General features: G+C 39.8%; 10 protein-coding genes. 6 read left to right on the plus strand and 4 right to left on the minus strand.

Annotation, left to right across the window (positions count from 1 at the left end):
* Positions 1-31: 31 nt before the first annotated feature.
* Positions 32-1,450, plus strand: coding sequence for a sigma-54 interaction domain-containing protein (locus ABZP26_RS06290; protein WP_368485498.1), 1,419 nt, complete (start codon positions 32-34; stop codon positions 1,448-1,450).
* A 153-nt stretch (positions 1,451-1,603) separates the two neighbouring features.
* Positions 1,604-2,986 carry a cytochrome c oxidase accessory protein CcoG gene (gene ccoG, locus ABZP26_RS06295; protein ID WP_024601175.1) on the plus strand — a complete coding sequence of 461 codons (1,383 nt, stop codon included), beginning with the start codon at positions 1,604-1,606 and terminating at the stop codon, positions 2,984-2,986.
* A 44-nt stretch (positions 2,987-3,030) separates the two neighbouring features.
* On the opposite strand, the gene ABZP26_RS06300 is transcribed toward ccoG, so the two are convergent.
* From ABZP26_RS06300 to ABZP26_RS06310, 3 genes are all read right to left on the minus strand, one after another.
* On the minus strand, positions 3,031-3,438 hold the full coding sequence (locus ABZP26_RS06300) for a hypothetical protein (RefSeq protein WP_024601174.1): 408 nt from the start codon (positions 3,436-3,438) through the stop codon (positions 3,031-3,033).
* Positions 3,439-3,489: 51 nt separating this feature from the next.
* The gene (locus ABZP26_RS06305) at positions 3,490-4,404 is read right to left on the minus strand and encodes a M14 family metallocarboxypeptidase (RefSeq protein ID WP_036956142.1); all 915 of its coding nucleotides are present in this window, start codon (positions 4,402-4,404) and stop codon (positions 3,490-3,492) included.
* Between the two features lie 122 nt (positions 4,405-4,526).
* The gene (locus ABZP26_RS06310; protein WP_368485499.1) at positions 4,527-5,054 is read right to left on the minus strand and encodes a helix-turn-helix transcriptional regulator; all 528 of its coding nucleotides are present in this window, start codon (positions 5,052-5,054) and stop codon (positions 4,527-4,529) included.
* A 183-nt stretch (positions 5,055-5,237) separates the two neighbouring features.
* Between ABZP26_RS06310 and ABZP26_RS06315 the strand changes: the two genes are divergently transcribed.
* From ABZP26_RS06315 to ABZP26_RS06330, 4 genes are all read left to right on the plus strand, one after another.
* Complete coding sequence (locus ABZP26_RS06315; RefSeq protein WP_368485500.1) at positions 5,238-6,290, plus strand: hypothetical protein; 1,053 nt, start codon at positions 5,238-5,240, stop codon at positions 6,288-6,290.
* Positions 6,291-9,365 (plus strand): efflux RND transporter permease subunit, encoded by a 3,075-nt coding sequence (locus tag ABZP26_RS06320; protein WP_036956145.1) that lies wholly within the window; start codon positions 6,291-6,293, stop codon positions 9,363-9,365. It abuts the gene before it with no gap.
* Positions 9,358-9,663, plus strand: a complete 306-nt coding sequence (locus ABZP26_RS06325; RefSeq protein WP_013464618.1) for a DUF3240 family protein — start codon at positions 9,358-9,360, stop codon at positions 9,661-9,663. Before ABZP26_RS06320 ends, ABZP26_RS06325 begins: the two co-directional genes overlap by 8 nt.
* A 120-nt stretch (positions 9,664-9,783) precedes the next feature.
* Positions 9,784-12,057, plus strand: a complete 2,274-nt coding sequence (locus tag ABZP26_RS06330) for an EAL domain-containing protein (protein ID WP_368485501.1) — start codon at positions 9,784-9,786, stop codon at positions 12,055-12,057.
* Positions 12,058-12,174: 117 nt separating this feature from the next.
* Here the strand turns inward: ABZP26_RS06330 and iadA are convergent, their stop codons facing one another.
* Positions 12,175-13,341: a beta-aspartyl-peptidase gene (iadA, locus tag ABZP26_RS06335; RefSeq protein ID WP_013464620.1), complete on the minus strand. Its 1,167-nt coding sequence runs from the start codon at positions 13,339-13,341 to the stop codon at positions 12,175-12,177.
* Between the last annotated feature and the right edge of the window lie 11 nt (positions 13,342-13,352).

A 13,352-nucleotide genomic window follows, 5' to 3' on the forward strand; every position in this document is an offset into this window, starting at 1 on the left:
ATAATACTCGCGATATTTCGCGAGGTCTGCAATGATAAAAAACTTTTTAAACGATCCTACTTTATTACTTAATGCGGTAGGTGAGGGCATATATGGATTTGATTTATCTGGTAATGCGGTGTTTGTAAACCCAGCCGCAGAGCGAATGACGGGTTGGACGGCCGATGAATTATTAGGAAAAAAAATACATCAATATCATCATCATAGCCATGCCGATGGCACGCCTTATCCTGCCGATGAATGCCAAATTTACTGCACCATGTTTGATGGCAAACGCCGCGAGGTTAAAAACGAAGTATTTTGGCGTAAAGATGGCAGCGCCTTTGCTGTTGAATATACCTCCACCCCTGTTTATAAAAATAGCCAGCTTATTGGTGCCGTGGCCGTTTTTCGCGATATATCAGCGCAGCAGCGAACCCAAACCGCGCTCCAAGATGCTTTAGCGCAAGTAAAGCATTTAAGCGAGCAGCTCAAAGATGAAAACGACTATCTTACTGCCGAGCTAAATCAGGATTGGCAAGACTCAGGGCTAGTAGGGCGCAGTGATGTATTTCAACGTATGTTGCAGCAAATACAGTTAGTGAGCGAAACCGACAGTACGGTGTTGATACTTGGCGAAAACGGTACTGGCAAAGAGCTGGTGGCGCGTAACTTACATAGATTAAGCAAGCGCAATGAGCAGGCGTTTATAAAAGTTAATTGTGCGGCGTTTACCCCTAGCTTATTAGAATCGGAGTTGTTTGGACACGAACGAGGCTCGTTTACCGGCGCAAATGAGCGACGTAAAGGGCGTTTTGAACTTGCTGATAAGGGCACTTTATTTTTAGATGAAGTGGCAGAGCTGCCGTTAGAGTCACAAAGTAAATTATTACGAGTATTACAAGAGCGCGAATTTGAGCGAGTAGGGGGCAGCCAAACCCTAAAAGTCGATATTCGTATCATTGCTGCAACCAATCGTAACTTGTGGGAAATGGTACAAAAAGGCCAATTTAGAATGGATTTATACTACCGTTTGAACGTGTTTCCTATCAAAGTACCAGCACTAAAAGAGCGAAAAGAAGATATACCTTTTTTATGTCAAAACTTAATTGTTCAAATAAACAAGCGGCTAGGTAAGCAATTACAGGGGTTAAGTAACAAAGCTATCAGGCAACTACAGGCCTATGACTGGCCAGGCAATATCAGAGAGCTGCAAAACGTGTTAGAGAGAGAAGCTATTTTATCTACACAGCCCACACTGCAGTTAAGTCAGCCGCTAAAAGCCGGTGATGCGAATGCTGTTAACCCAACGCTTACACTGGATGAGGCGCAAAGGCAGCATATTATCTCCGTACTGATGTTATGTAACTGGAAAATTGCAGGCGAACAAGGCGCGGCAAATAAGTTGGGCTTACCTGAGAGTACGCTTCGCTCAAAAATGCGAAAATTAGCAGTGCATCGTACTCGTTAACTCGCGATATATCGTGCATGTCGTTAAGTGTCGCGAATTTTCGCTTGGGTAGTATATGTAAAATCAATTAATATCAATAAGTTAAATTAACTTTCACTGTGGTCTGAAAGTTGCAAAATCGTACTTAATACCCGTCACTATTAAGTAAGTAACATGAAGTTTGATATTAAAGAAGAAGACATGATCATTAAGCCCTACAAAGAAGAAGGGCCGATTTATATACGCGAGCAAAAAGGGTTTTTTCAGCGTATACGCCGTAATTTAGGTTGGCTGCTAATGCTCAGCTTTATCGCCATTCCTTGGATTCAATATAACGGTCAGCAAGCGGTTTTATTGGATGTGGCCACCCAAAAGTTTACTATTTTTGGCCTAACCTTATTACCTCAAGACTTTATGATTCTCGCCATGCTATTTATGGTGGGGGCGTTTGCCTTATTTTTTGTGACCAATTGGCTTGGCCGTGTGTGGTGCGGCTATACTTGCCCGCAAACAATTTGGATGTTGATGTTCTCTTGGGTGGAACAACGTATTGAGGGAACGCGTAACCAGCGTATTAAGCTTGATAAAAGCCCATGGGATATTACCAAGTGGCGTAAAAAAATCACTAAGCACAGTGCATGGCTGGTTATTTCACTCTTAACTGCCACTTCTTTTTTAGCGTATTTTATTCCAGCTAAAACCTTATACTTAGAAATGGTTAATTTTGAATGGTCTGGAATTACCAGTTTTTGGGTGTTTTTATTTGCGTTTTGTACCTATGGCAACGCAGGTTTCTTACGAGAAAAAATGTGCACAGTGGCGTGTCCGTATTCGCGCTTTCAATCGGTAATGTTTGATAAAGACACGCTGGTGGTAACCTACGATAGCGAACGAGGTGAAAACCGCGGCCCACGTAAACGCAAAGCCGATCCTAAAGCGCTTAATTTAGGTGACTGTGTAGACTGTAACTTATGTGTTGAAGTATGTCCTGCTGGGATTGATATTCGCAATGGACTGCAATATGAATGTATTAACTGTGGCTTATGTATTGATGCCTGTGACGATACCATGGATAAGTTTGGCTACGGAAAAGGCTTAATTAAATACGCCAGTGAAAAGCAAATGGCGGGGCAAAAAACTAATCCATTTAGGCTCAAGTTAGTGGGCTATGGCGCTTTAACTGCGCTGTTAATTATTTCTATGTTTGCTTGGATGCTACAACGTACGCCTATCGAAGCCTCTGTGCTTAGAGACAGAAATGCACTGTATCGGGTAAATTATGAAGGGTTAGTAGAAAACCCTTATACACTCACCATCATTAACAAAACGCAGCAACCTCTGCATTATTCTATTTCAATTAGTGGGTTAGAAGGTGCGAGCTTGCAAAGTCCTAACGCTGTGTTGGTAGAGCCAGGGTTGATGAAAAGTGTTCCTGTAACGGTTACTGCCGATGGATATGATATACCCACGAAGGTGAGTAAGCTGCAGTTTAAAATTACCGCACAAGAGGACAATAGCATTTCAATTACTAAAGAGAGTCAGTTTTATAAAAACTAGCCCATTCGGTTTTTCGTTGACTATACCTCGGTCGTGTAATTAATTTACTCGGCTGAGGTAAGCTGACTTTTTATAAATGCCTTAGCGCTTGGCAAGTCATCAAATAAGCAATCTTGTAAATGAGCGTCACGTCCTGAGCTGTGCATAATACGTTGTAGTTGCCTTATGGCTATGGGAGAGGTGAGTATAAAGGCACTCATTATGCAATTATTTATCCCCATTGTTTGGCTAACATCGATCATATTTTTTTCAGCGTCAGGGGTGGCGGCCACAACGTCGGGCGAGTGGCTAATATAGCCCCAAGGTTGATGTTTAAACGTTGCAATGGTGTCTAACAGAGCGGCTTTAAAGTGATTTAATAACTCAGGGTTTAAGTTGCCTTTAAATTGCGCAATAACAATATTACCCTCAACATAAAAACTGTAACTGCCGTAATTATTTTTAAATTCCAATAACCGCTCCTTTGTCTGCACCTTACTATGTGCTGATGAATACCATAACTATTACTTATTAATAATGTAGTCCAACGCACCCGAAATTGCCGCAACTTGCGCTAATATGCACTCTTCAGGGTTGGCCGTTGCACTATCTGGGTAAACTTCAGTGGTTGTAACGTAGGTTGCATCAGATAACCCCATGCATAAACCTAACTCTTTTGCTGCATAGTTTATTACCCCAAATTGTTCTTGAGGTACACCAATTAATTGTTTATTTTCATCGCTTGGAGCGATGTGTGTGACCTTTTCAACACATTCAATAATAGCTTTTTGAAAAGCAGGCTCTGGTTTGTTGCTGTCAGCGACTAAATAAAAACCGTCTGGTATATTCCAATTAGTATTTATTTTACCTTCGCGCGCTGCAAGTGCAGGGCGAAATTCACTGTTATCTGAATCAGTGGTTTCATGCAAATCGATATGCGCGATTAAATCAGTATTTAAAGATTGCACATAATTCATTACCAATGCAGATTCTTGCGCTGGGCTGCCTTCATAAAAAGAACGGTTTGGATCAATTGCCTCTGGGTTCCAGCGGTTTATTGTTTCATAACCCCATGGGCTAATGCAGGGAGTAATCACTAGATTAAATTTCTCTGCGTATTGAGTTGCCAATGTTTTTGCAAACCTTAACGCACCGTGTACTCCGCTGGTTTCGTAGCCATGTACGCCGCCAGTGATTAGCACTGTGTGTTTATTTTTATCAAAGTGTTGGGTTTTTAATGCAAACAAAGGGTAACTGTTTTGAGCATAATTAAGTTCACCATATTGATCTACAACAAGCGTATCTTTTAGCTCATTAATTAGCGTTAATACTTCATCGTTATAACTACGTTTAATTTTCTGGGCTTCAAGCCATTGGAGTTTATGATTGTTATTCCACTTTTCACCAGGGTTGCCAATAGGGTAGGTACTGTTATTCATATTAAACCTTTACGTTGAATTATCTCTGCGGGCTATAGAGCACATAGACCATAATGACGAAAATAAAGCGTTAGCTTAACGCTGACTAAAATAGCGCGCAAGTATATGCGATAGTCACTGCATTAGTTAATGGCTGAGCTTGAATGCGGATAGTGCCTTTGTTGCATAAAGTCTTCTAAAAACCATGCAGCAAATTCATGTCGGCCTTCTACATCGGCTTTGCTGTAAATATAGGACGCTTGTTGGCGTACGGTTTTTTCTTTTGTGTTTCTTAGTGCGCTTATTTCTTTAAAGCTTAAGCCTTTAAGTAATAACATCGCGACTTCTTGCTCACTGCGAGTCAATGTCCATTGTGAAAATTGGGTTTGAATAACACCACTGTATTCATGACGCGCATCCATCATTGCCTGTGATATGTTTTTAAGTTCTTTTTTTGAATGCACTAATTCTTGTTTCAGCGCATTAATATTGGCAGTACGCGCACGAATATCGCTAATTAAGTAAATAGCACAGGCTGCAGAAATGACAACGATTAAGCCCTCAGAAAAAATATGCCACTGCGGCACGCCTAAATGTATATCCGTTAGTACATCAAAAAAGTTTAGCACCATTATTATTAACAAGGTGGCTGCTATTAACTTGTCTCTCATTAAAACCTCTATTATCAATGTCTTATAAACACAATGGACAAATGTACCATAGCGTAATTTTCGCTATTTTTGGGTACGTTAAGGCGTTTGCCTGATGATTTAACCGTCTAAAAAAGTCATGGTTGATTCTATAAAATTAATCAAATGTGAACAAACGAAATGCTGTTAAATTTTACAAAAAAAATGCGTCATTTTTTGCGTATTCAATATACGTTATTTTTCTTCTTTACGGTGACTTTATTAACATTTAATCCTGTGTTTGCTTCGCAAAATTTAGCACCTGTAAGGCTTTCGTCACTCAGTGGTTTTGATGTTGAATTTGCGCCGATTCAAAAAACAGAGTTTATTAACGGGCAAAGTTTAATTGGTGAAGTCAATTTCAAACCTGGGGTCAATTATACGGTGCTGTTTGCGTTTGATGTACAGCAGGTTCGTTACTTATACCCTAACGGCAGCATGGTTGAAAAGGGCGCCACTATTGCAAGCGTTGAGGGCAGTGATGTACACCATTTTTTAGATGCCTATCAATCAGCAAAAGACATGCTCGCTATTGCTAAAAGCCATTACGACATAAACCAACAACACTTAAAAAACAAAATAATAAGAAGTTCTGAATGGGTTGAAATCACAAAAAGCTATTTTGAAGCCAAGCTAAATTTTGAACATATGCAACATCAAATGGCATTTTTAAACATTGATGATAATGAAAACGTGACCTTAGTGAGTCCAAAAACGGGCATTTTAAAACTCACTAATGAGTCGGGAAACCGTGTGATGGGTGACACCGCGTTTGATATTATCGATGCAAGTAGTATTCGCGTTAAGATTAAAGTCCCTCTTAGTTTTTCCAACACGTTAGCGCATTTCAAGCTGTCACAAAGTTGCAGCTTAAATATTGAGAGCTATGACAGTATTGCAGATAAATACCATCAAATAGTGTGGGCGTCGCCAAGCTCAAATGAGTGCCAGCTTAGACTGGGGCAAACTATCAAAGTCACACCGGTAAATAAATTAACGGGCTTTAAAATAGCAAAGTCAGCGGTGTTTGAATTTGAAGATGTTAATTACATTGCTTTAAAGTCTGGCGATAAGCTTGAGTTACTGCCGATTGAGCTCAAGGGTACACAAGGCAAAGACTATGTATTTACTGCTAACAAAAACCTAGATGATCAGCAGGTACTAAGAAGCTCGGTAAGTGCGCTACAGGGTATGTTGCTTCACTTAGGGAGAGAGTAAATGTTAAACCAGCTTATTAAGTTTTCACTTACTCAGCGTTTGTTTGTTAGTATTTTTGTTATTGTTGCTATGGCCATTGGTGCTAAATCTTGGTTAAGTATTCCGGTGGATGCTTTTCCAGAAATATCGCCCACCCAAGTTAAAATAGTTTACAAATTACCCGGCATGAACGCCCTTGAAATAGAATCGCAAGTAACACGGGTGATTGAAACCGAATTACTGGGTATTCCGTCACAGCAAATGCTGCGCTCTACCACTAAGTATTCTATTACCGATATTACCATTGACTTTGAAGAGGGCACCGACATTTATTGGGCCCGTCAGCAAGTTAATGAGCGTTTATTAAATATTTTGCCCACCTTGCCCAGTAATATTAGTGGCGGCATGGCGCCAATGAGCACGCCTTTGAGCGAGGTGTTCATGTTTACTATAGAAAGTACTCACTTATCGCTGATTGAAAAAAGAGAGCTTTTAGATTGGCAAATTCGTCCATTACTGCGCACTGTAACCGGCGTTGCTGATGTAAATAGCCTTGGCGGCTTTTCAAAAACCTATGAAATACTTCCCAATACTTTATTGATGCAACAGCATCAAGTCAGCTTTGATGAAATGAAGTTGGCAATCACGCAAACGAATCAAAACGGTGGCATAGGGCGCTTAGAAAAAGGCAACGACACCTTAATTCTGCGCACTGAGGGCAAATACACCGATATAACCGCCATTGAAAATACCGTGATTAAGTCCACTCAAAATAAGGTTATTCGGTTAAGTGATATTGCCACGGTACATGTTGGCAGTTTAACCCGTTATGGCGCAGTCACTAAAAACAGTGAAGAGGCGGTACAAGGGCTTATAATTGCGCTTAAAAATAGTAATACAGCGCAAGTTGTTGCAGATGTAAAAGATAAACTTCGCACTATTGAAGCGTCATTACCGCAAGGCACAAAAATTAATGTGTTTTACGACCGTTCTAACTTAATAAATACCGCAATTAGCACCATTACCAGCGCATTAGGCCAAGCGATTATTTTAGTGATAGTGCTACTTGCCTTGTTTTTAGGTGATATTCGCTCTTCATTGGTGGTGTCTTTGTCTTTACCTATGTCGGCATTGCTGACATTTATAATGATGAAGCAGTTTGATTTATCGGCTAATTTAATGAGTTTAGGCGGCTTAGTGATTGCCATTGGTATGCTGGTGGACTCATCGGTAGTTATTGTTGAAAATATAGTGAATCGGTTGGCTAACAATCAGCACCTCCCTCGGCTGCATGTTATTTATCGCGCCTGTAAAGAAGTCGCGGCGCCAGTGTTCTCAGGCACAATTATTATTATTATCGTGTTTTCACCGCTATTAATGTTAACAGGGTTAGAGGGCAAGTTATTTACCCCAGTGGCGCTCACTATCGTGTTTGCCATGCTAAGTGCGCTGTTGTTGTCGTTAACGGTTATTCCAATTTTAGCCTCATTGTTATTAAAAAATGAACCCGTAACCCAGCCTAAAATGGTCACGCTATTACAAGGTTTTTATACTAAAACACTTGCCCAAGCAATTAAAAAGCCGGTGGCTATTAGTGTTATATCGGTAGCTGTTTTAGTGCTCAGTGGGGTGTTATTTCAGGGACTTGGTAAAAGCTTTATGCCCGTTTTAGATGAAGGCGACATTATTGTGCAACTGGAAAAATCGCCGAGTATTTCCTTGCAAGCCTCGCTGGATATCGATAAACAAATTGAAGCCACACTGTTAAAAAACACCCCAGAAATCGTACAAATTGTTGCCCGTACCGGATCCGATGAACTCGGGCTTGATCCTATGGGTTTAAACGAAACCGATGTGTTTATGGAATTAGCGCCAAAAGATACGTGGCGTTTTGACTCCAAAGCGCTGCTAATCGAGGATATTCGACAAACACTTACGCAATTTCCAGGGGTAAATATTGGCTTTACTCAGCCAATACAAATGCGGGTATCAGAAATGCTCACCGGTGGCACCGGTGATATTTCGATTAAAGTATTCGGTAATAACATTGCGACACTTGCCTCATTAGCTGAAAAAATCACGGCACTTGCCACTAATATTGACGGTGCAAGTGATGTGCAAATGGCGCTTATCGAAGGGGGTAAATACGTAAATATTAAACTTATTCCTGAGATTGCCAGTCAGTTTGGTTTAACCACCGAAGGATTAAGCGATTATTTAAAGTCGCAATTAGAAGGCCTACAGGTATCGGCACTGCAAGAAGGAAACCGCGTGATCCCTATTGTGTTTAATGCACAAAAAGGCGAAAGCGCAGCACACTTTGAGTTATCGTCAATGAGCGCATTAAAACAAAAGTTAATTTTAATGCCCGACAACAGCCTACTACCACTTGAAGAGGTGGCTAATATTAGCTTTAAAACGGGGCCATTGTTAATAGAGCGAGAAAAAGCAAAGCGCTTTGCTTCTGTAAGCGTTAATGTGGATAACCGCGATGTGGTTAGTTATGTAAATGAACTGGAAGCTAAAATTAATAGCAGCATAAAGTTACCCAGTGGTTTTACCTTGTCGTTTGGTGGCGAATTTGAAAGCCAGCAACGTGCAACACAAAACTTGCTGGTGCTTATTCCTGTGGCATTAATACTGATTTTCATTATTTTATTTACCACGTTTAAATCCTTATCTAAATCAACGCTGATAATTGCTAATATTCCGTTTGCATTAATGGGGGGAGTGATTGCCCTATTTATTAGTAATGAATACCTCTCGGTGCCTGCATCGGTTGGTTTTGTTGCTTTACTTGGCGTAGCGGTACTCAATGGTATTGTGATGATCAGCTACTTTGAGCAAATAAAAATGTTTTCTGCCAATGTAACGCAGCGCATTTTAGATGGCGCAAGCAGACGCCTTCGCCCAGTGTTAATGACAGCCACAACCGCCATGTTTGGTTTACTGCCACTGGTATTTGCCACCGGCCCCGGCGCTGAGATTCAAAAGCCATTGGCGATTGTGGTTATTGGCGGGTTAATTACCTCAACAATTACAACACTTTATTTATTACCTATCTTTTATGGTTGGTTGGAGAAAAAACATGGCTGAACAGTTACTTTTTACCCTAAATGTACCCACAAACATAAAAGATGACGTGGTTGATATATTAATTGGCATAGACTGCATTACCGGCTTTAACTTAAAAAACATTGAAGGCTACAGTAAAGAGCACAGTGAATTTGACATTGCCGAGCAAGTAGAAGGGCATCGCAGCTTTTATCAGTTTGAGGTGCATATATTATTACCTGAACTTGCCATAGTAAAAACGGCGTTAAGCCCTGTTTGTAAGTACACGCCGTTAAAATATTGGGTTACGCCTATAGTTGAAAGCGGGCATATTGTTTAGCTTTTTGTATTAGGTTTATTTTATAAGCTACTTCAATTGGATTGATATTTGAGCTTATTTAATTGATCTTAACAACTTATCAATGTTTAATGAGGCGATATGTCTTAACTGATTTTTATTATGCACTTTCTCAATAAGTACTTCTTACTTAACGATCATCATACTGCCCATGATGAAGTCGCACACTGGCGGGTGAGTGCACTACGGATAATTTTAACGCTCGTTACTTTGCTCTGTTTTTTGGTCGTTTGTTATACATACACCCGCGCAATTGAATTTAACCTAATTTATATTGCAGTTATTACTATTAGTTTTTTCACTATTGCTTTTAGTCTTTTATTAGCAAGTAAGCGATTTTACACATTTAGTGCAAATGCACTTCTATTAACTATCGTTGCCGGTAGTTTATCAATGAATTTATTTTTAACTGACTTAGAGCTTGCCAAGGTGGGTTCTATGTTTATGTATTCATGTCCCATCATTGCTCTTATGCTACTCGGTTACAGAACGGCTTTGGCCTACGGTATTTTAAACATCATACCTTTTTACATGATTATTAATAATGTTGATTTATCCGGCTATTCAGGAATAGCAAGCCAATTACCAGAAGCTGACTTATATATTACAGGCCTAATATTTTTATTTTTTAATATTTGTATCCCACTTGCCACTGCGCGAACAATTGTTGCTGCCAAACGTTTAAACAAAACCATGTTAAATGCTAATAGCTTCCTTAAAGATAAAAACGAGCTTTATCGCACCTTATTTACTGAATCTAATAAAGCTAAAATTATTGTCGACGAAAATTTAGTAATTACAGATTTAAATCAACATGCTATTGAAATGTTTGGATTAAAAAACAGCTTGAAAGAAAAGGCTGTCAGAATTGATGGGTTATTCCCTGCACTTAATAGCAAAGAGTTAAATATAAAAAATCAAATCATAGAATATAAGAGTCGCTACTATAAGAGTAATTATCAGCAAATAGCAATGAGTACAAATTATCGAGTGTATGACTTTTATGATTGCACGCAAGAGCAGTTAATTAAACAAAACTTGTCTATGATGGAGCAAGAGAACAAACGTCTAAGGTTTAGAGACTCGCAAACGAAATTGCCTAATCGAGAGTGGTTTGAAATGCAATGCGATAGGTTAACGTCTAAATACCAAAAAGGGTTTTATATTGCCGTTACACAAAGCGCAAATAGTGAATATTTAAATTTAAAACTTAACAAAGCTGACTCGCAATCATTGCTAATTACTGCTTATAAGCGCTTAAAAGCAATGTCAGAGGGGCCTTTGCTTTGTGCGTCTATAGAAGGTGGCAAACTTGGCTTTATTATTGGTTCAAGCTCAAGTGAACAGCAAAACAAGTTATTAATACAAATTAAAAGCACCTTAGATCAAGCTTATGATGTGTTTGGTACTAATTACCAACAATCATTTTTATTTGGTTTTGCTAAGTGTCCTGAGCATGGTGAAAATAGTGCGATTGTTCTTAGTAATGCGTGTGAGGCGCTCAAACTCGCAGACTATAACTCGCCATTTAATGGTTACAATCAAAAACAATCACAGGCCTTTATGGAAAAGTATGAAATTTCCATGTTACTTGATGAAGCTTTGCAACAAAATGATCTGTCAGTACATTATCAACCTAAAGTGAATGCAAAAGGTGAATGTATAGGGCTTGAAGCATTAGCTCGTTGGCATAGCTCTGTACTTGGCAGTGTATCGCCCGCTGTATTTATTCCTATTGCAGAAGAGTATAGAATGATTAGCCGATTAACGGACTTAATTATTCAAAAAGTCTGCGCTCAAATTGCCCAATGGAGTAAAGTTGGTTTGCCACTTTTACCCGTAGCAATAAACATATCTTTACTCGATTTTAGCCAAGCTGATTTTATGTCAAAGTTGGTAAAATATTTGGCGGATTTTAATGTAAAACCGAATCAAATAGAATTAGAGCTTACTGAAACGTCACTTGAGGCTAACCAAGTTCACTCTCTAAAACTTATGCAAACTCTGCAAGATTGGGGGTTCACTATTACAGTGGATGATTTTGGTGTTGGATACTCGAATATTGCACGACTTGCTGATTATCCCATTGATAAACTTAAATTGGATCGCTCTTTAATAAGTAAGGTTACAAGCTCTACACGCCAAAAAAGCTTAGTTAAAGCCGTGCATGTGATGTGTGATGAACTTAATATTAAGTGTGTAGCCGAGGGAGTAGAAACCGAAGAACAGGTCCTAATAATGTCCGAAATGGGATGTAAAGAGTTTCAAGGCTATTACTTTTCTAAACCTATGAGTGCTCAGGTTTATGCTGAATATATAAATCAAAATGGTCTGCTTTTTACGACAAAAAACTTAGCTACGGCGAAAAGTAGCTGAATTTAACAACTAGGTTCTAGTGACCTTGTTGGATTGATATTTGTTTAAACTAGGGTAAAAAACTCTTTGGTGTTAAATGCTGCTGAAATATCTCAGCAGCATTTTAGCTGTACTAGCTTATTCAAACACTCCTTTTATAACTGCATGGGTGTTTTGCACCATTAATGTGCCGTTAGCCCATACATACTCAGGGGTTAGGGTCTCTTTATCGAGAAGGACAACATCCGCGTCGCTCGCTGCTTTAAGACGGCCTTTATCAACTCCTAAAATATCGGCAGGATTACTGGTTATGCTCATTAAAGCGTGCTCAATAGGGACGTTATATTCTTTGACTGCTTGCTGAAACGAGGTTAATAAAGATGCCTCTTTGCCCACCTCAAGCCCTAATAAATTAAAGTCTTTATCAAAAATAGGTAAACTGGCATGGCCATCTGAGCTCATAGTGAGTTGATTTGGTGCTACGCCTTGTTCTAAGCAGTAGGCAAGGGCATGGGCTGCTGCATATTCACCATGGGCTAAATCATAGTCGGTTGTGCTGGTGGTAAAGTCGATAGTACCGCCCTGATCACAAAAGTGAATACCGGCATCAAGAAGTGCTTTATTGCGGTTCATATGCGTAGGATAAAACTGTTTAAGCTTAATATCACTTTGCTCAGCCACCTGATGTAAAATAGTTAAATGGCTATCAACAGGGCCAACATGAATACTCACAGTGCCTTTTTTACCACTGAGCATACCGGCTACTTTGGCCTCTGCTGCCAATTCTGCTAATTGCTGTACCGTAGGTTGGCTACTACGATGATCAGAAATCGCCACTTCGCCAACACCTATAAACTCCTCTATATACATGATGTCGTCAGTAATTGAGTGGGTGAGTGTTTTCGCGGGTAAATGATACGAACCGGTATGGCAAAATACATTCAGCCCTTGCTCTTTTAGGCCTTTTGCTTTGGCAACCAAGTTGGTCAGTGTACGTGAGCTTGAATCGGTACCCAGTGCGGCCACCACCGTGGTGGTGCCCGATAAGGTTGCATCGGTTAGGTTCATTTCAGGGGTGCGGCTGGCAAATCCAGCCTCGCCACCGCCACCGGTAATATGCACTAAAGAATCAACAAACCCCGGCGCAACCAGCTTATTTTTACCGGCAATCCGTTTGACGAGTACACTGCTGTCGAGGGTTATATTTTCGTCAATAGCAATGATTTTACCACCGCCAATTAAAACATCTTGTGTGCCTAGGAAGGTAGGTGCATAAACGGTTGCACCTTGAATTAAAGTTAACATAACAAATTCTT

The sequence above is a fragment of the Pseudoalteromonas sp. SD03 genome, assembly GCF_040937955.1.
GTDB lineage: Bacteria > Pseudomonadota > Gammaproteobacteria > Enterobacterales > Alteromonadaceae > Pseudoalteromonas > Pseudoalteromonas tetraodonis.